Source organism: Vibrio sp. 9-16B-A1 (genome assembly GCF_056726165.1).
Map to the genome: position 1 here is coordinate 49,775 of NZ_JBSDZD010000004.1, position 24,484 is coordinate 74,258.

Sequence of the window (24,484 nt, forward strand, 5' to 3'; positions counted from 1 at the left end):
GGTTATTTCTTAAAGACCTTGCGCGCTTGCGCCGCTGCTTCTGCTACGGCCTGCTCCGGAGTCAGTTCATGCTTGAGCACGACTTTGGAGTACTGCTGCAAAATGATGTTGGCCACGTCTGAGGACTGAGCGAACGGTTCACTCATCACCGTATTTGGCAACTGCTCAACAAAAGGTCTGGCTTCTTTGCTCTGATAATACGGACGGCTCTTAAGCGCGGTCAGGGCTGGCAATTGCCCCAGCGCGACGTTGGCCTTATGGTTCATATCATCATCCATCAAAAGCTGAACGAACGCCCAGCTGAGCAGCTCCTGTTCGATACTGCTTTTGAAAATCATCAGTGCACGGCCGTCCAGGGTGGAAACCGGAGTATCGCCCGGATGCAGGGTTGGCAGCGGCGCCACACCAACATCTTCACCGATCACCATAGGCCGGCCAGCGGCTTCCTGAAGATTGGTTTTCCAGCCAAAGCCGAACTGCAGCCACATGCCTATGTTGCGTGAGAAAAAGCTTTTCTCCATTGTCATCGGCGCATACTGCTGCACCTTCTGCATGGTGGCGAAAAACTGCGCCATATTGGCTTCCGGCTTATCGAATACCGGGTGGGTACCAAAGCGGTTGAGCAGGGAGTACTGCCCCTGATTAAAGTTGTAGTAGAGCTGAGCCAGCATACCCCAGTACCAGCTGCCGGAGGACAGCACATCATTCCACAGCACGGTGCCGTAAACAGGACTGCCGTCAGGGCGCGGAGGTAACTGGCTGATCTTTTCGGCCGCGGCAAGAAACTCATCCCAGGTGCGGGGCGGTTTGTCCGGGTTCAGGCCAGCCTCACGGAACAGCTCCCTGTTGTAGATCATCATCTGAGTCGTCACATTCCACGGGATATAGTAAGTGCGACCAAAGTTTTTACGCAGGAACCGGGGATCAATCCGGTCGATAAGTTGCTGATAACCTTCAAACTGGTCAAAATATACCAGCTTGCCAAGCCTTGCGTATTTGGCTGGCTGATAGCCAAATACACCGGCATATAGATTGGGCATGTCGCCCGCGGCCATCCGGGTCTCCAGATTTTCATCATTGGAGATCACCACTTCTGCATCCGGATAGCGCTTATTAAACTCGGGAATGACTTCCTGTCTCAGGAAATTCATATAATTTCCCGCTGGTGACATGACCTCAATCCGGGCTCCGGCTGCCGTCTGGCTGGTTAAAACCAGAAGGCAGGCACACAACCACTTTTTCATGCTCGAAACCTTACAAGGTATCCCTTGTGATCAGTTTGGTCGGCAGGATTTTTACTTCTTCAATCTCTTTCTCGCCCTGCAGCGCCCGGATAAGGGTCTGCGCGGCAAGTTCACCCATCTCTACCTTCTGATGAGAAATGGTGGTCAGGGCCGGGATCATCAGCTCAGCCATCCGAATATTGTCAAACCCGACAATCTTCAGCTGGTCAGGAACGGCAATGCCCGCTTCCTTTGCTGCCCGTAAAATACCAATCGCCATCTCATCATTAGCAGCGAAAATTGCCCCAGGCCGTTTGCCTTCCTCAAGTAACGCTGTCATCTGCTGATGAGCGGTTTTTTCGGTAAAGTCTGACTGAATCAGAAAATCGCTGTTAAAACCAATATTGAAATAACCCAGCGCAGCCATGTATCCCTCCAACCTTTTCTGGTTATCGTAGGAATCTTCCGGGCCGCCGAAGTAGTACACTTCCTGGCAACCGGCTGCGATGAGCGCCTTAGTTGCAGCAAACGCCCCGCCAAAGTTATCGATAAGCAGGTTGAAGATATTCGGTGCAGACACTTCCCGGTCCAGTACTACCAGAGGGAAATCTTTTTTGGCCACTGACTTAAGAAACTCATTATCAAATGAGTTGGTCAGCACAATGGCCCCATCTACCATACGGTCACGAATATACTTATACGCGGTTGAATTCTCGTTACCGTACATGCTGCACGCGACCAAATCATATCCGCAGCTGTGAACCACCTGCTCCACCCCTTTAACCAGCTCACTGTAAACGGGTCCGAACCAGGAGTTAAAAAACAGCCCGATCGCTTTGGTCTTCTTCTGCTTCAGTAACCTGGCGTTACTGTTTGCCACATAATTCAGTTCGTCGGCGATTTTCAGCACCCGGTCCCGGGTTTCCTGGCTGATGCGCTCACTGCCATTCATGGCGTAGGACACAGTGGAAATCGACACATTAGCCTTTTTCGCCACGTCCTTAATGGTTACCTTCATGGTTTCTCTCCCGTGCGAACCAGATGTTACCCCGGCTGTGCACACATAATGCTTTTTTGTTGAAACGATTCTATCAGCATTTTGCGGCGATGGACACGAAACCACCAACGAACTTGTTACTAAATTCGATCCGCCTCACTAAGAGGCGGTCGGTTTACAGAGTAATAACCAACTGATTACTCTTATCATTCATCTCCATTTGAGCCATGCTGACAAGTGCACCACCACTGCGGTAACGGTTCTCTGTCAGCTCAAAGCTCAAATTCTGGCCGTTTAGTTCGACAGATTTCGGCGTAAATTCACCGGTTTCTGGTCGAATTTCGATATTCACCGGGCGGCCATTCAGCTGGTAGCTGAGAGAGACAGTTCCCATCGCTTTGGCGACCACCGGGTCCAGAACCAGGTCACCATCTTCAAAGCGGATCCCCAGCACATTGGCAATCAGCTGATTGATATAGATACCCGGGCCACTGGAGTAAATCCGCCATCCGCCTTTGACTTTCACTTTACCCTGCTTCAGCAGGTCAAACTCCTGGTATGCCTGGTAGCGGTCAAGGAACTTACCGTCCGAGCTGGAGAAGTAGGCATTGGACTGACGCGGCTCGGCATTCGGCACCGCAGACTCAATTCCGACCGGCAGGATCTTGTACAGGTTGTCGTACACCGCTTCCGCATCACCCAGTTTGCACAGCGCTTCGATAAAGCGGATATGTGCATGGCAGTACTGCAGTCCGACTTCACGTCCGAGGTTGGCGGCCAGTTCAGCGCGCTTAAAGTAAGTCTGCTTGCCCGCCTTGTATTCCGCCATACGATCCATCAGGCGCACACCGTCCGGGAACACCAGCTTGTCTTTAATCGTGGCCATCTGTGCTGCCGCCATCTCAGGCTCAAAAGTCTCTGAAATAATCGAACGGCTGGCCGGCAGCAGACGGAACTGAATCCCTGTTTTCTTATCTGACGGGTGCAGCAGATATTCGATATCACGCACCTCTCCCTGCTCATCACGGTCAAAATGAATGAAGCCTGCAACCACACCGTCCTTCACCAGGTAGCGGTTGAAGTCCTGCTCCATATTGGTCGCCAGGGTCAGCATACGCTCAGCCAGTTCGCTGTATTGCGATGGCAGGGCTTTATGCATGGTCTTGAGCGCCTGCAGGGTCAGGGGAATGGTCCAGCCACTGACCATATTTTCACGCAGGGACTGGTTAGCCGGTTGCAGGGTGTCATCCCAGTCACCATCGCCATAGCTCGACAGCCAGGTTCCCGGGACCAGGTTATCTTCGATGTGTTTGAGCTGGCGCTCTACGTGCTCGATCAAGGCTGGCGTCTCTTCACTGAAAGTAAACTGCTGATGGGCAAGAGTGTATGGCAGTGGCTGGTCCAGAACAGCGCTGTCACCGGTCGCGACCAGATAATCTGCCAGGGCTTTCAGCGGCCAGACGACGATATCCCCGTGCGCTTCTTCCTGCTGAATACGGGCGTAGTTATCAAACATAAACCACTGAGGCCAGGTACCGGTTTCCTGGTACTGATGGCTGTAGATGGTCTCCAGCACATCACGCGCTTTACCAAACTGCTGCAGCGACATAAACAGTTCGAACGGGCCCTGTGATACATCCCGGGTACCCCAGGCAGCACCGGAATACTGCTCCAGACCATGCGGCGTCGCGTAGTGCACCAGCGCATTGTGAGTAAACCAGTGCATGGTTTCATTCAGCTTCTGACTGTTGTGCTGCTGGTTGGCAATATCCAGACTGAAGTGGTTGGTCAGGCGCTGCATACGGTGATATGCCGCTGTGGTTTCCTGATCAAAATCGAGCGTTTCACCCCGGGTATCAGCATCACTCAGACGGCCACCAAATGACACGCTGGCTTTATTGCTGACGCGGCCTTTAAGCACCAGCGAGGAAACCGAATCACCGGATTTGATCAGCTCATGTTTGCCGAACTCTTCAGAAGCCAGGATGGTGAAAGCCAGCTCAGGTGAAGAAGCCGCTATAAGCTCATTGTCTCCGTGAACGTGGAACTGATTTCCTTCTGCAGCCACACTCACCAGGGATTCCGCTTCGTTATTACCAAAGATCAGCTGATGCGAGATCTCCAGTTCCAGCGGTGTTTCGATACCAACCAGTTCAATATCCAGCTGCACTGCCGGCCTGTCCGCTGCACTGAAAGAGCGGATATCCAGATATCCCTGCTGGTATTTATATATCCAGCGCGAGTAGTTAGTACCCACTTCGTATGCTGAAGGCATCGCCAGTGTCTTCAGCCCATCACCTTCGCGAATATGAATGCGCTGCCCACTGTGTGTGAACTGGTTCAGGGCGTTGCGGTTAACGCCAAGCAGTTTATTGAAGGAGGTGTTGCCAAGCGTCAGCTGAGAGTTGAACACACCGAAAATGTAGTGGCTGGCACTCATAACCGGATTACGGAAATCGTCATGATTACCCGATGCGATCACATGGCCGGTAGGACGCTCAAGATAGCGCTCTTTTTCTGCCAGCGTCACGTACTGACTGCGCTCACCAAAGAACGAAAGCAAAGTCCCGTCACGCTCTTCGGCAAAGTAGCGGGCAGCACCAAACAACTGGCCGATTTCCTGATCGCCCAGTACTTCGCCGTTAAGCAGTTGCGGGTAACAACCAGTCTGTGGGGTCAGGGGCTTAGCACGCTCCCAGTCAGGAACAAAACCATCGCGAATACTCTGCAGCTCAGCCAGATCAACCGCGTCACTGACATTGGCATCCGGACAGTGCGGCAGTACCAGTCCGTAGAAAGTCACCTCAGCAGAGGCTCCGGCCGCCAGGGTCTCCGGTTCTGTCTGCAGGGCGATATAGCCCATTTCATACTGGTACTTCTGATTGTCCAGACGGGCACGATGCAGGGCCTGTGCTTTACCGGTGAACTTGCAATCCGTACCAAAAAACTGGAAACCATCGGTACTGAAACTGGCCACCTCGCTCAGCGAACCAATCTGAATCAACGGATTACCAGTGCTTTGTGGCAGGTTCTGGCGGCTGCACACGGTATAACCAGCCTGTTCCGATTTGAACACCTGGTGATCCAGGTACTGACAACAGTATGCTTCGTTGGTTTTCACTGCGCCTTCATCAGCCAGCGCTACGTCCTGGCCAAACACCAGATCAAACTTAAGCGCGGAGTCAGAAAGGTTTTCCAGCGCCACTTCATAGAAATAGGCGTTATTTTTCACATGCAGGGCGATGTGCACTTCAACCTGAGGGCTGCGTACTTTCCAGCCAATCGCGCCCCCAGACAGTTGAAACGTTTCTACTGAGTCACCAAAAAAAAGCAGAGGCGTAACGTCAAAGCCATCCTGCAGGTAACGGCGCAACCAGATATTTGACAGCGGATGCTGGTGCTCAGGGGTTTCAAATACAGAAACCATCAGTCTGTCACTGAAGATAGCGCGCAACGCACAATCTGAGTTGAAGTCCAGACGGAGTGGTGATGAACCGACGCTGTATGCCGGTGGATTAATTACTTGTTTCATTGCGATAATACTCCGGTGTCGCAAGTCTTAAATTCAGAAAAAAATGTTGTGTTCGGTGTCATCATCGAACAAATGGCACTTGTTCATGTCCGGCTTTAGCCAGCAGGTCTGGCCTGGCTGAGGAATGGTCTCCTGATGATCCAGCTTACATACCGCCTCCGACCCCAGCAGTTCAAAGTGGACGAACACTTCCGCCCCCAGCTCTTCAACCGCGATAACCGTTGCCTGAAGAGAGGAATCACAAGGCGTATCGCTGACCCGGAGATCTTCCGGCCGCACGCCCAGGTGAACACTGCGATCCTGCCACATCGCCGCCCGAATACACTTCTCTTCGGGCATTGACAGTGTCTGCTCACCGACACAAACCTTCAGACCCTGCCCCTGCTTGCGCAAAGTGGCATTGAACATGTTCATCGCCGGCGAGCCAATAAACTCAGCCACAAACTTGTTTTTAGGCTTGCGGTACACATTCATTGGTGTATCCACCTGCATGATCTGCCCTTTATTAAGGATGCAGACTCTGTCACCCATGGTCATGGCTTCAACCTGATCGTGAGTCACGTAAATCATGGTCGCAGGTTTACCCGATGACTTCAGTTCCTGATGCAGGCGGGTAATGCGCATCCGCATTGAAACCCTCAGCTTGGCGTCCAGATTAGACAGGGGCTCATCAAACAAAAACACTTCCGGCTTTCGCACCATAGCGCGTCCCAGAGCCACCCGCTGACGCTGTCCGCCAGACATCTGCTTCGGCTTTCTGTCGAGCAGTTCTTCGATCTCCAGCAGTTTGGATGCTTCCGCTACCCGCTTTTCAATCTCCGGCTTCGGCTTTTTGGCTGTCTCCAGACCGAAAGCCATATTTTCATACGCTGTCATGTGAGGGTAGAGCGCGTAGTTCTGAAACACCATCGCGATACCACGGTCTTTTGGCGCCAAATCGTTACACGAACGCTCACCAATCGTCAGCTCTCCGCTGGTCACACTCTCCAGCCCGGCAACCATACGCAGCATGGTAGACTTGGCACAGCCCGACGGGCCCACCAGTACCATAAATTCACCATCGGCAATTTCCAGGCTGACATCGCGGATAGCGTGGAATCCGTTGTCATATACCTTATTGAGATTATCTAATACTACTCGTGCCATTTCTTTGTCCTGTCTGCCACACGGCAGAATCGTTTCTAATTCATATCCGGGGACGCGGTCAACAACGACAGACCCATTGTCTGACCAAAGCGTGACACGTCCCCGTTTACTCAGGGGTAATCAACAAAAGCGTCCGGCACAAACCGGGCATACATCTGCTCCAGTGACGCCTTCAGTCCCTGGCGTTCCAGATAACGATTTACGTCAGTCTGTATGGACGAGGCGAAAAAGGCCCCGACAAACATCCCCTGGTCGATACCAATAATCTTGTCCGACAGCTTTCCATCCGGCCCAATGGCATCACGCCAGCCCGAGGAGGTCTGTACCGCTGGGTAGCGGGCTTTAATCGCTTTCAGGCGGCTCACCGCATCCTCCGGGTCACTCAGATAATAGAGAGCTGAAGCGTGCGGCGTTCCGGCGTCGGACAAAACGGCGGTCTGATGACGATAATACGCCTCTGATACCTCTTTGATGCCATAAGCGTGATAGCCGTTACTGGTGGTGGCCGACGCAGAAACAAACGGAATGCCCTGATTTGCATCAGAATAACGCTTGTGCAGCTCACTGACCGCGGTCAGATAGCTGTTGTCCGGCATCAGTACAGCCTCATTCAGCCAAAGCGATGGCATCAGAGCCTGGAAGTAAGAGCCATCCCAACTGAGCATCGGCTCCAGATAAACACCGTCCCGGTTGTAACGGCCAACCGGCATCGGCATAGAAGTAAACGCCCCGGCCGGTACCGGTGACGCAGTGCCTTCGGTCACCAACACCGCCCAGATGGCCGCCAGGCGGCTTTCATTGGTTTTACGGTCTATGTGATAGCCCATAAACTGCCCGGTCTGCTTTTCCCACCCGGCGCGGAGCAACCCACGGCCAGAATCATACAGACTCGACCAGCCAGGCTGCTGGGCAACCAACAGTGCCTGGGCACGGTCAGCAATTGCAGCGAGACGGGGGTTAGTATTGTCCGCATACGCACCATTCAGTGCAGCCAGAGAGAACGCCATGTTGCCGTTATCAACCGCAGAGACTTTGCCGTCCGCCGAAACGGTCAGCTCACTGCCATTAATGCCATAGAGCCAGTAAAACAGCCCATTCCAGCGAGGTGCGTTTTCCAGGACTGTGAGTACAGACTCCATACGGGTGATCGCATCCGCATTTCCGCTGCGCTGCATTTCTGTCAGCAGGTTCAGGTACAAACCGACACCGGTAATATTGGTGTAATTCGCAACTGTGTTACCCGTATCTGCCACCATTATGTGGTCGTATGGAACCCGGGCCGACGGTGAAACGCCAACGCCATCGATAAAGAAGTTCAGGTTCGACTGCAGCTCTGCACTAAAACCAGCGGGATAGTATTTGGAAGCGATCCTGACCTGAGTGATAACTTCAGGTTTTATCTCTGCCGCAGCCGACTCAGCTCCGCCGCACCCGACTGCGCCAAGGGATAACGCTCCCGCCACCAGCATATTGATTGCCTTTGCCATAGCTATCTCCTGCTCAGAAAGTCCAGATCACGCCAACTTTTGCAAACACACCTTTTTTATCACCCCAGGTGTACTCGTTGCCGTTTTGCTGCTTGTGGTCACGATAAGCCAGATCAGCCAGCAGGCTGACAGTGTCATTGACCGGGATCTCTGAGTAGAGGGCGTAGTTGTTATACTGGTAGCCGGAACCGTCATGGATTTCCGTATCGCCACGTTCGTATCTGAGCTCCAGGTAGACCTCATTGTCAAAGCGGAACTGAACCAGCGGCTTGATCGCCTTTTCTGTCCAGGCAAAGTCATTGTTATCTTTATGATACAAAGCCTTGGCACCCAGACTAATCCAGTCGTTCAGACGGTAAATATACAGAGGCTCGGTTTCATAGAAACTGGCGTTTTCTTCCTGCCAGTGGCCCATTTCCATATTGAGGTGAACGAAATGCTTTCCAAAGGTGAAGTTCGCCTCAGGCGTCACCTGATAACGGGTTCGCTCTTCCAGGCCCGTCATCTTCTCGTAGCCCACTTCCAGCGCGTAACTGAAGGCTTCGTTAACCCACTTCTCATAGCGGGGCATCAGTTCAAGACTCAGTGTTGGCTGACCTTCCGGCGTTTTGTCTTTGCCTTTGTAACGATGGATTTCCTTCAGCACATAAGCCACACGCCAGTTTTCCGCCAGCTTAGTGTTACCATCAGCAAAAATGTAAGACTCAAACAACTGACTCGGCGCGTTATCGTAGACATACTCTTCATACTCAAAACCTGTCAGTACGCGGGTGCGTTTGGCTGATGACTCCGGCGCTGCTACCAATAGCTGACCAAAGCCCCCGACCTTTTCAATACCGCTGAACTGAATTTCAGGCTCGCCGTAACCTGGCAGCTCAATATTTTCCCAAATTCCGTCCTGTGCCATCGCCGCGCCACAAGGAGCCAGCCCGACAACCACTGCTAATAAATGCTTTTTCATCCTGTATGTCCCTTATCAGTTGTTTGGTACGTAGCTCTGGTACATAGCTTCGACTGCCGGTGTGTACCCTTTGGCATCGAGGTAACGCTTCACATCGGCATTGATCTCTTGCGCCAGAAACGCGCCCACAAACATGCCCTGATCCAGAGACAGGATCTTGGTTGAGATACGGCCTTTGTTATCCAGTGCGTCATACCAGCCGTATGGCGATTCAATTTCAGGATAGTGAGCTTTTATCGATTTGAGCGCTTTAACCGCGGTGTCCGGGCTCACCAGGTAAGAAAGTGCGACCGCGTGCGGTGTCCCGGTTTTTCCCTCGTCAATCTTGTTGTTGAACTTCACCTTGCTTTCCGAAAGGTAAGGCACACCAAAAGCGGCGTACTCATCGTCAACTGTGGCAGCAGAAGAGACCAGAGGAATGTTGTGCTCAGCGGCATACGCCATCTGAATGAAAGTCATGTCCTGAACCATGGTGTAGTCAGGCATCAGCTCTTTTTCATTCAGCCAGATAGCCGGCAGCATGGCCTGAAAATACGCCCCATCCCAGGTCAGCATTGGATTGTAAGTCCGCCCGTTGTAGGAATACTCCTGAGTGTAGAGCTCCATATCATTGAACGCGCTAGCAGGAACTGCTTCCTCGCCCATATCTGCGGTGATCAGGGCTGCCCACATAGGAGCCAGACGGCTCTCGTTAGCTTTACGATCGACAAAATAGCTCAGTTGCACGTCATTCTGTACCGACCAGCCCGCGACCATTAATCCGCGGCTCTTGTTGTACAGTTTCACCCAACCCGGCTTTTGCGCTTCCAGCAGAGCATCGATACGCTGAGAAATACTCTGTTTCAGCGCATCATCACTGCCGATAAAGGCGCCAGCCACCCCTGCAAGTGCAAAGGCCAGGTTACCGTTGTCAACTGCCGGCACCGTGCCATCATCAACTGGCTTAAGCTCCTCGCCTTCTATGTCGTAAGGCCAGTAGAACAGACCATTCCAGGTCGGTGCTTTCTCCAGCGTATCCAGTACTTCTGCAATACGCTCCAGCGCACCAGGTGTGCCACCCTTGTCAGCTTCGACCAGAATGTTGAGATACAAACCGATCTCTGTGGTGTTGACGTAAAAACGGTGTTCGATATTGCCGTCTTTTACCAGAATGGTGTCGTAGGGAACATTGGCTTTCGGATCGACGCCAACACCGTCAACAAAGAAATCCAGGTTGTTTTGTAACTCAGCCTTAAAGCTGGCCGGGTACAGGTGGTCCCTGAGCGTCAACGAGTCAATGGTGACAGCGGCAGCGGATGTCACTCCGGCAAATGAGAGCACCATAGCGCCTGCCAGACTGGTCAATCTTGTCTTCATCGTTTGTTTGTCCTTGTGGTGAATTACAATGCAACCTGCTTAAACGTTTCGATAAGATTTCCAGATTTGAAACGTTTCGTCAATCAACATGCCACCATTTCTGTGATCCGGTTAAATTTATTTTTTCTACACAAACCCCGTAAACTGCTCACAAAGCAACCATAAAACACTTTAAAAACAACAAATAAAACTAACAAAATCATTAAAAGCCGGAACTCTCCCCCCTGAAACCCACCAGAATTCTGATTAACAGCAGCAATGCGACCCACAAAACCCATAGACCCGGCACATACCAGAAAGAGTGAAAATTGGCGAAATAATGTCCTTGATCACAGATCTGTCACCAGGAATTCCACTTTTTCTTGCATAAGAGCAGTGATTACATCATCGTCACAGTCGAAACGTTTAAACTCAACCCTACAATGGAACCTGGCACCTGTAACACTCGCTAAAACAGAAGAGATAAAGGACATGGAAAAACACACTAAAACCCTGTTAGCCGCCGCAGTTTCGCTTGGCTTCCTGAGTGGCTGTCTGGACGACCCCTACAACTACCCCGAGCCAACACCACCCTCGGCACAAAAGGAGATCTACAGTGCACAGAGTGACGGCACCTATGCACTGAGCATTGTGGATCAGGCCGATATTGAAGCTCAGGTAGACAGCAGCGGTAACGCTTCACAGGGTAACGTCTCAGTAACGGGCCTGAATACAGGCACCAATCCTCCGGTAAACTTCCGGGTGACAGGCTCTGCCAGGGGACGCCTGCAGGCCAAATCAGCCAACAACAATCCGGTAGATATGGGCGTGGATAAAAGCAGTTCAACACTGCAGTTTGATTTCCGCCCGCTGGACAAACCAGCTCTGAAACAGGCGATCTATGTATCCGCTCAGCAGACCGCCGGGACGGATTCGTCTCAGGTATCCCTGAGCAGTGCGGCCATGGCATTGAGTCAGTCTTCAGGTCAGACCCTGAAGATCCCACTGTCCTGCTTCAACATGGACTTCAGCCAGACGGTAACGCCATTTGTGCTGCATTCAGATGGCAATCTGAACGCGGACGTGAGTAACATTCGGGTAGTAACCAATTCTGTGGAAGGGGATAAATCGGTACTGGAGTGCAGTAACAACAGTATTCTGGTTGAACCTGACGCAGGCTCGGAGAACTCCAACCTGTTTATTATCGGTAACCCTTCTCAGGGATGGGCTACCAACCTGACGACCTGGATGACTGACGGCTCTGCTTTGCAGCTGGACTGGGGACACGACAGCTTTTCCATTACTTACCCAAGCCCCGCGGCAGGTGCCAACGGCGGGGTCATTCTGCAGCCACAGGACAATAATCCAAGAGATGTCGCTGCGTATGTCGCAACCGGCGTTCTGGAGTTTATGCTTAATGTTGAAAGCTATGGCAGCCACCCGACCAAACGTCTTCAGGTTCAGATGGAGTCAACGGTCGGCAACTCTCAGCCCTACCTGTTACCGCAAGGGTTTGCAGAAAATTCCTGGCAGCAGGTCCGGGTTCCGCTTAAAACCCTGTTTACTCAAAAAGATGGCAGCGTTGATATCAACGTACTGAGAAATATCAACAAACCTTTCTCACTGCTGCCGGAGTGGATTTCTGAAAGCGACACTCTTGCAGGCATGAAGTACACCATCGCAGGCGTGAAACTGGTTATGAATCCATAACCAAAGCGAAAGGGGCATATCCGCCCCTTTCCCTGCCTCATACTTCCCGGAGCCGGATTAGCAAACCACACCCAACGCTTCCAGCTCCAGCTTCGCCTGCTCTGCATTCTCAAACACAATCGCATGGATCCCGGCTGCCCGGGCGGCTTCCACATTGGCCGGATTGTCGTCCAAAAATACGGTTTCTCCGGCAACCAGACCGAGGTCTTCGAGCAGATGCTGATAGATCCTGGCTCCAGGCTTAAGACAGCCAACTTCCGCAGAGATAATCGCGCCATCAAACAGTGGCCAGAAGTCATATCTCTGTTTCAGGAACGCCACGATCTCATGCACGTTGTCAGTCAGTGCGCAGGCCCGGTATCCGGCGACTTTCACCGCTTTCAGCAAATCTTCACAGCCATAAAGCGGAAGCTGGGTTTCCTTGATGTAGTAAAACAGCTTATCCATCTCGTGGGCAGAAAAACCCAGCGTCTGCTGATAGGCCAGTTTGGTCTCCTGCTCACTGCGCTCTCCCCGGTTCAGTGCCATCCAGATATCGTGTTCGAAAATCTGCTTCGCCAGGGCGATATCACCACGCTGCTCACCGAAAGTGAGCCGGACAATTTCCAGCGGTGCCCAGCGCACCAGTACGTTACCGACATCAAACACCACATTTTTGATCTGCATAGCTTCTCCCAATAATAAAAATGGCCACCTTAACGGTGACCATTTTATCGGTTCTGACCTACTCAGGTATGAGTATTCTGTCAGATTTCAATCATTTCAGGTCAGTACGATAACGGGCCATCACGCCGGTTGTCTGTTTCATCTGGGCGCTGACTTCACCTGCCAGGTCCGGGCGGTCCGCTTTAATGGTGTAATTTTTACCATTATTGAGCTTGTTGAAATCTACTGCGTACTGGGTATAACTGTCGCCGTACTGGTAACGAATATTCATCACTTTCTGGTCCAGGTTGTACACCAGACCGTAGATGGTCGCGTATGGTGTCATAACACCGTTCAGCTCGCGGTTGGCCGCATCGAGCGGAATTTTGTATGTCACACTGTCGATCTTGGCGATACCGTTGGTGTAGCTGCCAGGCTCGGTCAGCTGGCTCTTCATGTACTTATTCCACACAAAACGCTGAGATGACTCAATGTTACCTGGTATTTCGAACCTGGCACTGTAGTCTGATTTAGACTTCGGTTTGACCTTTTCCCAGTTTTCCAGATGGTTAGCAAATTCCGGACTGTTGGTCATCACGTCATACTGCTTACCGTGGTGGATCTGCCATTTACCATCGATGACTTCCAGAATTGCCGAATCACCGGAAGCATCCTGAAGCGAGTAATGGCCTTTCAGTGCCACACCGTTGTGACTGAACTGCTGCAGCTGGATCTGGTCAAGACCTTCCAGCGCCTGCTCTACCGTAGCAAAGTTATCCAGGAAATAGGCAATAAGGGCCAGATTTTCAAGCTGTTGCTTGCTGCTGTCCTGCTCTCCCGGGCTCTCTTCATCCAGGTAAAGTGCATTGGCTGCCAGGCCGGCTTCATTGAAGCCATCCACCAGCCCCATACCGTAGATGGATACACCCAGTGACGCATACTTCGAAGTCCAGCTCGCCGCATTTTCGCCTTTGGCACCGGCGTAGCTCTGCCCTTTGGGGCGAACATCAACGGTTGGCTGATTCTCTTCCATCCAGTCCATAGTACGGCTTACAAATACGCCGTGAGTATCGGTTTCCCACACCAGGCGCGAACACGCCGAAGCCGTGGTTGAAACGCCCGCCATCATTGCCGATACAGAAGCCGCCAGCAGCCATTTCTTTGCATTCATTTTCATTGGTTGTTTCCTTTGACTGGTTAACTGAGCTCCATTTTTATGATTATCACCACACAAGTAATCTCAGATATGTTGTAAAGTTTGCAACGAAATCAGCAGAAGCCCGGAGAAGGAAGCATGCCAAGAGCCAGCCTGGAACAACTCACCGCCTTTGTCGCGGTAGCCGAACACGGCTCATTCAGTGCCGCAGCGCGGGCGATAAGAAAAGACCGGGCCACCCTGCACCACCAGGTAAGTGACTTGGAGGCCGACTGGGCGGTGACCCTGTTTGAAAGGGAAGGAAGAAAGCCACAGCTGACCGATGCCGGAGCCATGCTGCTCACTCAGGCCAAGCATATCCTTTACCAGATGAGCGCACTGGAGCTGGCGTGTGACAACCTGTCAGACGGCAATCCAACCCGGCTGACGGTGTGCCATGATATGTCAGTGCCCTGCGATGCTATTGCCCACTTTGAGCGCAACCTGCATCAGGACTTTCCCCAGACCAGCATAAACTGGCTGCACACCAGCCGGGATAACGCGGTCAAAGCCATTCTGGAAGGAACGGCTCAGTTTGCAATTACCATCAACCAGAACCGGCCTTTTCCCCGCGATGGCATGAGCTTTATTAACCTGGGTTACCCGAGGTTCGCATTCTACGTCCACAGGGACTCGCAGCTGGCTCAGAAGGAAAAGGTTACTCTGGCTGATTTGGCCGAGCACCGACACTATATCTCTGAAAATACAGCGGAAAGCTGGATGGCGGCACAACTCGACTTTTCACCCTATACATCAACAGTCAGCAACATTGATGTACTGCTGGCCCTTTTGAAAAACGGTGGCTACGCCCTGCTGCCTTCGCACCTGTTCTTCTCGGAGGCCTATCAGGGACAGTACCGCAGGCTGGATGTCGATTTTCTGAATCATGACGGACGCGCGGGCTATGTGCTGCTGGCCCCGACATTTCAGGGCCAGAGTGAGCTGCACGGCAGGTTTGCAGAGATTGTCCGGGAGTGGTTTAAGCCTCTGGGGTGAACTGGCCAGCCTCTTCCACCAGCCAGTTAACAAAGCGCTGCACTTTCTGCGAGCGCTTGCCCGGCCCTGTCGCCAGATAATACTTCTGCTGGCAGCGTACTTCGGTCCCTTCAAATGGCGTGATCAGCTCACCACTCTTTATCCTCTTTTCGACCAGACTGAAACGCCCCATCGCGACACCGGCATTATGGATGGCGGCAATCACCGCCAGATCGGAACGGTCAAATCCGATACTGGGGATCCCATCGATCGCAGGCAGGCGGTTGGCTTCGGCCCACTGGGTCCACTCGTCAAAATCTGAATCATACTCCCAGGCCTGATTGTCGTGCAGCAGGGTCGCGTTGACCAGGTTGTCAGGATTCCCGCAAAGCGCATACTGACTGGCATACTCCGGGGTGCAGACCGGAATAATGGTCTCGTTCATGATTTCCGTGCAGTCGAGTTTTTCCGGCATCCGGTCATCGAAATAGAGCGCCACATCAATGCCATAACCCTGGAAGTTCACGTTCTCGTTACCTGTCAGGATCTTAAGGTCAATCAACGGGTAGCGCTGCTTAAAACGGTAGATCCGGGGCACCAGCCAGCACTGGGCAAAAGACGGGCGGGAGTAGATGGTCAGCACGCCCGAAATATCACCGCTTTTCACGTCCAGGATCTCCTGATTGAGCTCGTTCAGGGTTCGCCTGAGCGACAGGTAGATCCGCTCGCCTTCTTCGGTGAGGCTGATCTTACGGTGCGAACGGATAAACAGGGCGATACCCAGCTCCTCTTCAAGCTTCGAAATACGGTGGGAAATCGCACTCGGCGTCATCGACAGCTCTTCGGCCGCCAGGGAAAAAGAGGCGTGACGCGCTGCCACTTCAAACGTATGCAGCTTGGACAACTGGAAGCTGTTCAGCCTCTGATTGCGGGCAAACATGGTTTCTCTGCTGTACATCCCGATCTCCGGTGCCTGTTCGAATTGGGGCGAGTATAGAGCCATCGGTTGAGCAGAGATATAACAAAAACACCCAACCCGCCCAAACATGGACCAGATCACACACTTGTTTCAATTCAGTTCATCTGAATGTGAGTTTTGATCGTTTGTCAGTCAGACCATTAATTCGTCTAATTGATACAGAACACAACAAACACAAAGGTCTGAATATGGATTCTCAACTCTGGGTTATCGGAACCCTGATAACCAGTATTTTAATGATCGTCTTTGCGATCGTCCGCTTTAAGCTGCACCCTTTCCTCGCCCTTTTGATGGCCAGCTTCTACGTCGGAACCATGATGGGCATGCAGCCACTCGAAATGGTCAGTGCGATTGAAAACGGCATCGGCGGTACCCTTGGTTTCCTCGCCACTGTCATTGGTCTTGGCACCATCCTGGGTAAAATGATGGAAGTCTCAGGCGCCGCAGAGCGCATAGGCATTACCCTGCAGAAAATCCGCTGGATGTCGCCGGAAGTGATCATGGTACTGATCGGTCTGGTCTGCGGTATCACCCTGTTTGTCGAAGTGGGCGTGGTACTGCTGATCCCACTGGCATTCTCTATCGCCAAAAAGACCAACACCTCGCTGCTGAACCTGGCGATCCCGCTGTGTACAGCCTTGATGGCGGTTCACTGTATTGTGCCTCCTCACCCGGCAGCCCTGTTTGTCACCAATGAGCTGGGCGCAGATATCGGTTCGGTGATCTTCTACGGTCTGGTGATAGGCCTGGCGGCTTCGCTGATCGGTGGTCCGCTGTTTCTTAAAGTGCTGGGCAGCCGCCTTCCGTTTAAACAGGTGCCTCAGGAGTTCACCTCGCTGGAAGTCCGCGACGAATCTGAACTGCCGTCTCTTGGCGCTACCCTGTTTACCGTGCTGCTGCCTATTGCGCTGATGCTGATGAAAACCGCGGCAGAGCTGAATATGGAGCACGGCACTGCGCTTTACACCACGCTGGAGTTCATCGGTAACCCGATTACCGCCATGTTTATCGCTGCATTTGTCGCCTACTACACCCTGGGTATCAAACAGAACATGGGCATGAGCACCCTGCTGGAGAAAACCGAAGGCGCGTTCTCATCTATCGCCAACATCCTGCTTATCATCGGTGCCGGTGGTGCGTTCAACGGCGTACTGAAAGGCAGCGGCCTGGCCGATGTACTGGCCCAGATCCTCTCAAACCTGGACATGCACCCAATCCTGCTGGCGTGGCTGGTTGCGATTGTGCTGCACGCCGCGGTTGGTTCAGCCACCGTTGCCATGATGGGTGCAACCGCCATTGTTGCTCCGCTGCTGCCGCTCTACCCGGACATCAGCCCTGAGATCATCACCCTTGCGATCGGCTCCGGCGCTATCGGCTGCACCATCGTGACCGATTCCCTGTTCTGGCTGGTGAAGCAGTACTGCGGCGCCACCATCACCGAAATTTTCAAGTACTATACGACAGCTACCTTTATCGCATCCTTCGTGGCGCTGGCCGGCACGTTCCTGCTGTCGTATATCATTTAAGGTAAGGTACCACTATGACAACAATTAACACCCAACAACTGATCGCGGACTTCCCTCTGGTTGAAAGACTGATCGCCCTGGAAGAGCTGGCCTGGTTTAACCCGGGCACCACAGGCCTGACTGACGCGCTGCCTTATGTGGGCCTTGGCAAAGACGATATTCAGGATGCCAGTGACCGCCTTAAGCGCTTTGCTCCGTATCTTGCTAAGGCTTTCCCGGAGACTGCGGAAACAGATGGCATCATCGAATCCGAAGTCGTCGATATCCCGGCGATGAAGCAGGCGCTGGAGTCACGCTATGACATGCAGATCACCGGCCGTCTGATGCTGAAGAAAGACAGCCACCTGCCAATTTCCGGCTCAATCAAAGCCCGTGGTGGTATTTATGAAGTGCTGACTCACGCGGAAAAACTGGCGATGGAAGCCGGTCTTCTGAGCGAGTCTGACGATTACAGCAAACTGCTTGGCGAAGAGTTCCGCAATTTCTTTAAGCAGTACAGCATCGCCGTTGGTTCGACCGGTAATCTGGGCATGTCTATCGGTATCATGAGCGCCAAACTGGGCTTCTCTGTGGCAGTGCACATGTCTGCCGATGCCCGCCAGTGGAAGAAAGATAAACTGCGTTCTCACGGCGTTGAAGTGGTGGAATACGAGCAGGATTACGGCGTTGCGGTTGAGCAGGGCCGTAAGGAAGCGGAAAAAGATCCGAGCTGCTTCTTTATCGATGATGAAAACTCAAAAACCCTGTTCCTCGGCTACTCGGTAGCAGGTGAGCGCCTGAAAAAGCAGTTTGATGAGATGGGCGTTAAAGTCGATAAAGAGCATCCGCTGTTTGTCTACCTGCCCTGTGGCGTTGGTGGTGGCCCTGGCGGCGTCGCCTTTGGCCTTAAGATGGCGTTTGGTGACAACGTCCACTGTATTTTCGCCGAGCCAACCCACTCCCCTTGTATGCTGCTGGGCGTTCACACTGGCCTGCACGATGCAATCGCGGTGCAGGACATCGGTATCGACAATATCACTGCCGCAGACGGCCTGGCAGTAGGCCGTGCTTCCGGCTTCGTGGGACGTGCCATGGAGCGTCTGCTGGATGGTTTCTACACCATCTCAGACCCGCACATGTATTCTCTGCTGGGTGAACTGAGCAAGCAGGAAGATATCCGTCTTGAACCGTCGGCACTGGCTGGCATGATCGGCCCGGTGGAAGTCACCCGCGCCGCTGAGTACCAGCAGCGCCACGGCTTCGATGCTGACACCATGGCCAACGCAACCCATCTGGTATGGGCAACCGGCGGCGGTATGGTACCTGCGGCAGAAATGGCCTCCTACCTGAAAAAGTCCCGGGCTTAAAAAACAACCCAGGCTAAATAAAGAAGGCGCAGCATAAGCTGCGCCTTTTTTGTTCTGTCACAAGCCCCCTGGCCTGCTGACAACAGCTCAGTAAACCCCTGGCTCCCCCCTGAACAGTACCCTGTCGTTACCACGATAAACACCAAAGGTCAGCACCGCCCGGGGGCTCTCATCCCCCCGGCCATCCCAGTTGTAATAGAGGTACTCCTGACCTCCGGTGTTGACGCCATAACAGTTCAGACCGGTTTCATGACCGGACTGAGCCGTACCAATCCGCAACCAGAGTTTGACCTGCTCCCTGCGGTCCGCCACGTTCTGACTGGCGCTCAGCGCGCTGCTTTCCCCACCCGTGACGGAGCCCGCGCCACTGAGAGAAGCCAGAGAAGCACCGTCCCCCGGCCACAGCTCTTTGCGGCAGTAATTTGCTCCGTTAAACGCACTGCCACTGTCGAGCGGATTAGTGACAAAGTCGCTGCCATTCCAGTATTCCGCCTCAACCGGCACCGGAAGGTCGGCACCACTTACACCACCGATATCAAACAGCTTCAGGCGTCCATAGCGCACATCCAGCGGGCTGCCCAGCTTTGTCCCATCAACGGAAGCCGTGCCATTGTTACGGTATGTATCCAGAGTCTGGAAGCCGGTGCAGCCGTCCTGACTACAGTCAACAGTACCACTGCTCACCTCAAGCCCGATCTGCAGCTGATACGGCCCATCCGGCACGGTTTTCCTGGGTGAAGCTGCCGTTTGTACCCGGTTGAACTTCAGAGCAGACAGTGGCAATCCGAGCGTACCGCCGGACCAGTCTGACTGCCAGCCCGGCGCGGTAATCGCGCTGGTATCCAGCCGGGGGGTGAGATCATTTACCGCCGGAGAAGTTTTTGTGGAATCCAGCCCCGTCAGCCCGAGCAGCATCTGATACGCGGTCATAAACTCGTAGTTAGTGGTCGTCGTTCCACCAGAGCTTCGGGCGGCCACTTCAAACTGAACGCCGAAATCCTGCTCCATATAAGTAAAGCTGGCCTGCCCTTCACTGACTGTCTGAGAAGTCACCACAAACTCGTACGGATAGAAGCGCCCGATCGCCGCTACGCCCTGCTCCAGGCCCCCCAGTGCGTAGCCGGCATATTGCGCCTGCAGCCATAGGCTGCCCACCTCGTTCCAGCTCAGGCCGCCGACAGCAAGACCATTTTGTGCCTCATTGCGGTTAGTAAACTCATAAGTGCCACCAGATACCATTTGACTGAGCGTGCCCGCTACTCCACCATCCGGAGAGTGCAGTGTATGACTGAGAGTAACTTTTGCCAGTTGTCCGCCCTCACTGAAATAGTTCGGAGTAACCGGATGGGAGCATCGTGAATCGGAGATCAGGTCTGCGGTACCATCCCTGGAACTGTCACCACTGATAGCAGAGCCGGTCCAGGTCAGCGGATGGATCACCACACTGAAGGTTTCACCGGCTCTGGCAAAACCCGGTCCGGATTCCGCAGTACCGTTGTAACCGGTATTGATCCCGGACGACTGAATATCACAGATAGCAAAAGTATGCGGCCGCGAATGAACCAGAATATCCCCGGCATAGCCGTCACTGGCTTCTTCAATGCCGAGCGTCACTTTACCCGCATCAGCATAGTTCACGCTGATTTGTGCCACGCCCTTGCTGAAGATGACCGATTTGGTCAGCAATGTTGCGTCTATCGTGCCGGTTGATGGCAATACTTTGGTGGTATCGGTCAGTTTAAGGGTTTTGCTGCCCTCATAAGTCTCTACTACCACCCCATTTTCATCCACAGCTTTGATGGTCACCGCTGTATCCTGACCGGCGATCATAGTCAGCGGACTGGGCTCAAACATATAAGCATTAGCCAAAAACTCATAGGAGCCACTGCTGGCAGTCACTGCGGGCTTTTCCACCCATAAAGCCGTCACATCTGCCTCTGCAGCAATCGGAGAATACAGGTAGTAAGTCACGCTTCCCGCGACAAATGGTGAAGAGGAGGTGTCGGTGATACAGCTGCCTGTTGCGCTCTCTTTCCAGCACACTTCAGCAGGCCCGTCGTGGACAATATCCAGATTACCGGTGGCGTTCGTATCAACTTGCCCCTGGCTGTTAGTAATGGAAAAAGTCACCGGAATAGTTTTACCCACAACCTCACTGGCTGATACAGGGCTGATACGAAGCTGCTGAATGTCGTCATCGCAACTTGAAATATCACCGATAAGCTCTGCGCTTCCCCCCATTTTCAGATACAGGGAAGCCACTGCCCCGGTAATTCTGGTAAGGCCACCATACATATCGACGATGGACTCAGAGATCACAAACGCTATCGCCTGACCACTGCCAGAGAAATAAACTCCGTTAGTTGCCGGAGCATTTGCAGCCAGATAATCGACCTGATAATTAATCCCATGTGAAATCAGATACAGGTCGTCCGCCACACCAGCTGGATTTACTCTGGAGTTACCGGATACCAAAATCTTGTTGGCATGAACGCGGACTTTACCATTAATGTTTACCGTGGCTCCTCCCCCTACGGTAAAGGTTTCCATAAAGTAATCACCCGCTTCCAGAGTCACCGTTTTCCCGCCGATAATATCGATACTTTTGTACTGCCCGGGGACCAATACATCACCGTCCATAGCCACAACATTGCCTGAACCTGGAATAAAACCAGAAAAGTCATAAGCAGGAACTTTCAGGCCGGGATCTGCCACACAACGGGTTCCGTCACAGAAATTGGTCGAATTATCAGGCTGAGTGACATTATCAAACCCTACTCTCCCTGTGGGTACCGTTCCCGTAATAATCGAATCCCAGCCCAGTTCCATCTCCCCCGCGGTACTCCAGGTCTGGGCCGCACCGGTAAACTGGGTGCACTGCGCAAGTGCCTGGTTGTTGATACAGAGCAACAACAGGCCAAACAGCAATTTTCTCAGCAATCCTTTCATATTCAGCCACCCTGAACAAAAAGTCGGCACACGTCCTTTCAGTTTAGACCAGCCATATTAAGTTAAATGTCTATAAGCACTGATAATCTGTCATTTTATGTTAAAGCTCAGTTATCCCTGTTTTCAGACAAAAAAATCCCCGGAACTCAGTCCGGGGATTTGTCTTTTCAGGTGCGCTTATTTCAGCTTGTAGAACACGGTCGCCAGCGGCGGGATGCTCAGCGACAGTGACTGATCCAGCCCTTCGCTCTCAACCTTGCTGGTTTTGGCGGTCTTCTTCACTTTGAAACCGCTGCCGTTGTACTTGCTGTCATCGGTGTTCAGCAGAAGCTGGTAAGTACCTTCAACCGGCATACCCAGACGGAACTCTTCGTGTGGTACCGGGGTGAAGTTAGAGATCACCAGAATACGCTCGCCGTTTTCACTGATACGCTCGTGAGCCAGGATACTGGCATCGCGCGCGTCCTGCAGACGCCATTCAAAGCCCGCCGGCTCGCTGTCCTGATCGTGCAGGGCAGGCTGGTTTCGGTACAGGAAGTTCAGGTCACGGGTCAGGTCGCGTACGCCCTGGTGACGTTCGAAGTCCAGCAGGAACCATTGCAGCTGGTCATCGTGGTTCCACTCACCCGTCTGACCGAATTCCGCACCCATGAAGTTAAGCTTCTTACCCGGCTGAGCGTACATGTAACCCATGTAAGCGCGCAGGTTAGCGGTTTGCTGCCACTCGTCGCCCGGCATCTTGTTGTGGATAGAACGCTTGCCGTACACCACTTCATCGTGTGACAGTGACAACACGTAATTTTCACTGTGTGCGTACACCAGCGGGAAAGTGATGGTGTCGTGGTGGTATTTACGGTGAACCGGATCTTCCTGGATATAAGACAGACTGTCGTGCATCCAGCCCATGTTCCACTTAAAGCCAAAGCCCAGACCACCCATAAAGGTTGGCGCAGATACGCCAGGGAAAGCGGTGGATTCTTCAGCAATGGTCATGGCGTTCGGGAAGTGACGGTACACCTCTTCGTTCATCCACTTAAGGGTCCAGATAGCGTCGTGGTTTTCACGGCCGCCGTCGATATTCGGGATCCACTGGTCATGGCTGCGCGAGTAATCCAGGTAAAGCATCGATGCAACCGCATCAACACGGATACCGTCAATGTGGAACTGCTCGAACCAGTACAGGGCATTAGAAACCAGGAAGCGGCGTACGTGCTCGCGGCCCATATCGTAGATATAAGAGTTCCAGTCCTGGTGCCAGCCGCGGCGTGGATCCGGGTCATGGAACAGTGGCGTGCCGTCAAAGTCTGCAAGACCGTGGCTGTCAGCCGGGAAGTGTGCCGGAACCCAGTCCAGAACCACACCCAGGCCAGCCTGGTGACACTGGTCGACAAAGTATTTGAAATCATCCGGTGAGCCGTAGCGGCTGGTCGGTGCAAACAGACCAACCGGCTGATAACCCCAGGAGCCGTAGAACGGGTGCTCTGATACCGGCATCAGTTCAACGTGGGTATAACCCATGTCGGTCAGGTACGGGATCAGCTCATCAGCCAGCTCACGGTAGTTAAGGAAATCGCCATTATCATTACGCTTCCAGGAACCCGGGTGCAGCTCGTAAAAAGAGAGTGCTTCCTTGTTCTTGGCGGTAACCGGACGTTCCTGCCACTTTTTGTCCTGCCACTGGTAACGTGCGTGGTCGTAGGTCAGGGAAGCAAATGAAGGGTACTGCTCAGCGTGGAAACCCCATGGGTCCGCCTTGTGTGGCAGGCCTTCACCGTCTGGCCCTTTCAGCTCAAACTTGTACTGGGTACCTTCCGGCATATCCGGCATAAAGATACCCCAGATGCCGTAGTCCAGACGCTGCATCGGGTTACGACGGCCGTCCCAGTTGTTAAACGCACCGATCAGGCTTACCGCGCTTGCGTGCGGTGCATAAACCAAAAAGCGCGTGCCTGAGATCTGCTCTCCGCCGCGCTCAAGGGTGACAAACTGTGCGCCCATATGCTTGTACATTTCAACCGGGGTATGAAGGTCTTCGTATTCTGCGTACAGGGTATGATACTGGTAAGGGTCATCGACGATTTGCTCGGCACCATCCCAGTCAACTGCTAACCGGTAGTGAGTGAAGCGAAGGTCGTGATTATTTAGTGTAAAGCCGCTGGTCTCTTCGCGCTTAAGCGTCACGCGCTGACCGTCTCCTAGCACCAACTGAACGCCATTAGCTCCCGGCATCCATACTCGCAGTGATACGTCCTCTTCCTGATTGAAAGGACCTAAAAACGAAAATGGATCCGCAAAAGCCGCATGGGATAGTTGGGTGTAAGCCTGAGTAAATTTTGCTTTTTTAGTCAATGCCTTTTCCCCTGACATATTATATTCCGCCCATTTTCTCTGGTTCAGAAAAAAAGGGTTATCTCCTTGCAAGAAAGCCCGCCATATTATGGCGAGCATAAAAAATTAGGTAGGGCTGAAAAACGTGTT

Annotated in this window: 16 protein-coding genes; 4 read left to right on the forward strand and 12 right to left on the reverse strand. The window is 52.9% G+C overall.

Annotated elements, in window-relative coordinates:
- Positions 1-2: 2 nt before the first annotated feature.
- The 7 genes from ACVB80_RS08260 to ACVB80_RS08290 all read right to left on the reverse strand — a co-directional run bounded on the left by ACVB80_RS08260 (position 3) and on the right by ACVB80_RS08290 (position 10,702).
- Positions 3-1,151 carry an extracellular solute-binding protein gene (locus tag ACVB80_RS08260; protein WP_481080810.1) on the reverse strand — a complete coding sequence of 383 codons (1,149 nt, stop codon included), beginning with the start codon at positions 1,149-1,151 and terminating at the stop codon, positions 3-5.
- A gap of 103 nt (positions 1,152-1,254) precedes the next feature.
- Positions 1,255-2,241 (reverse strand): LacI family DNA-binding transcriptional regulator, encoded by a 987-nt coding sequence (locus ACVB80_RS08265; protein WP_481080811.1) that lies wholly within the window; start codon positions 2,239-2,241, stop codon positions 1,255-1,257.
- A gap of 154 nt (positions 2,242-2,395) precedes the next feature.
- On the reverse strand, positions 2,396-5,752 hold the full coding sequence (locus ACVB80_RS08270; RefSeq protein WP_481080812.1) for a GH36-type glycosyl hydrolase domain-containing protein: 3,357 nt from the start codon (positions 5,750-5,752) through the stop codon (positions 2,396-2,398).
- A 33-nt stretch (positions 5,753-5,785) separates the two neighbouring features.
- Positions 5,786-6,898 carry an ABC transporter ATP-binding protein gene (locus ACVB80_RS08275; protein WP_481080813.1) on the reverse strand — a complete coding sequence of 371 codons (1,113 nt, stop codon included), beginning with the start codon at positions 6,896-6,898 and terminating at the stop codon, positions 5,786-5,788.
- A gap of 110 nt (positions 6,899-7,008) precedes the next feature.
- Positions 7,009-8,385 carry a hypothetical protein gene (locus ACVB80_RS08280; RefSeq protein WP_481080814.1) on the reverse strand — a complete coding sequence of 459 codons (1,377 nt, stop codon included), beginning with the start codon at positions 8,383-8,385 and terminating at the stop codon, positions 7,009-7,011.
- Positions 8,386-8,398: 13 nt separating this feature from the next.
- Complete coding sequence (locus tag ACVB80_RS08285; RefSeq protein ID WP_481080815.1) at positions 8,399-9,346, reverse strand: hypothetical protein; 948 nt, start codon at positions 9,344-9,346, stop codon at positions 8,399-8,401.
- 15 nt (positions 9,347-9,361) lie between these two features.
- The gene (locus ACVB80_RS08290; RefSeq protein WP_481080816.1) at positions 9,362-10,702 is read right to left on the reverse strand and encodes a glucoamylase family protein; all 1,341 of its coding nucleotides are present in this window, start codon (positions 10,700-10,702) and stop codon (positions 9,362-9,364) included.
- A gap of 471 nt (positions 10,703-11,173) precedes the next feature.
- Between ACVB80_RS08290 and ACVB80_RS08295 the strand changes: the two genes are divergently transcribed.
- Positions 11,174-12,391, forward strand: coding sequence for a putative glycoside hydrolase (locus ACVB80_RS08295; protein WP_481080817.1), 1,218 nt, complete (start codon positions 11,174-11,176; stop codon positions 12,389-12,391).
- A 57-nt stretch (positions 12,392-12,448) separates the two neighbouring features.
- On the opposite strand, the gene ACVB80_RS08300 is transcribed toward ACVB80_RS08295, so the two are convergent.
- Together ACVB80_RS08300 and ACVB80_RS08305 are read right to left on the reverse strand one after the other, a co-directional pair.
- Positions 12,449-13,057, reverse strand: a complete 609-nt coding sequence (locus ACVB80_RS08300) for an HAD family hydrolase (protein WP_481080818.1) — start codon at positions 13,055-13,057, stop codon at positions 12,449-12,451.
- Positions 13,058-13,148: 91 nt separating this feature from the next.
- The gene (locus ACVB80_RS08305) at positions 13,149-14,213 is read right to left on the reverse strand and encodes a linear amide C-N hydrolase (protein ID WP_481080819.1); all 1,065 of its coding nucleotides are present in this window, start codon (positions 14,211-14,213) and stop codon (positions 13,149-13,151) included.
- Positions 14,214-14,330: 117 nt separating this feature from the next.
- Between ACVB80_RS08305 and ACVB80_RS08310 the strand changes: the two genes are divergently transcribed.
- Complete coding sequence (locus ACVB80_RS08310; RefSeq protein ID WP_481080820.1) at positions 14,331-15,227, forward strand: LysR family transcriptional regulator; 897 nt, start codon at positions 14,331-14,333, stop codon at positions 15,225-15,227.
- Here ACVB80_RS08310 and dsdC read toward each other — a convergent pair.
- Complete coding sequence (dsdC, locus tag ACVB80_RS08315) at positions 15,211-16,164, reverse strand: DNA-binding transcriptional regulator DsdC (protein ID WP_481080821.1); 954 nt, start codon at positions 16,162-16,164, stop codon at positions 15,211-15,213. The genes ACVB80_RS08310 and dsdC overlap by 17 nt on opposite strands.
- Before the next feature lie 209 nt (positions 16,165-16,373).
- Between dsdC and dsdX the strand changes: the two genes are divergently transcribed.
- Both dsdX and dsdA read left to right on the forward strand, forming a co-directional pair.
- Positions 16,374-17,711: a D-serine transporter DsdX gene (gene dsdX / locus ACVB80_RS08320; RefSeq protein WP_481080822.1), complete on the forward strand. Its 1,338-nt coding sequence runs from the start codon at positions 16,374-16,376 to the stop codon at positions 17,709-17,711.
- Between the two features lie 14 nt (positions 17,712-17,725).
- Entirely contained in the window at positions 17,726-19,057 is a 1,332-nt protein-coding gene (gene dsdA / locus ACVB80_RS08325) for a D-serine ammonia-lyase (protein WP_481080823.1), read from the forward strand.
- Between the two features lie 87 nt (positions 19,058-19,144).
- On the opposite strand, the gene ACVB80_RS08330 is transcribed toward dsdA, so the two are convergent.
- Together ACVB80_RS08330 and glgB are read right to left on the reverse strand one after the other, a co-directional pair.
- Positions 19,145-22,006: a DUF6701 domain-containing protein gene (locus ACVB80_RS08330; protein ID WP_481080824.1), complete on the reverse strand. Its 2,862-nt coding sequence runs from the start codon at positions 22,004-22,006 to the stop codon at positions 19,145-19,147.
- A 177-nt stretch (positions 22,007-22,183) separates the two neighbouring features.
- Positions 22,184-24,355, reverse strand: coding sequence for a 1,4-alpha-glucan branching protein GlgB (glgB, locus tag ACVB80_RS08335; RefSeq protein ID WP_481080825.1), 2,172 nt, complete (start codon positions 24,353-24,355; stop codon positions 22,184-22,186).
- Between the last annotated feature and the right edge of the window lie 129 nt (positions 24,356-24,484).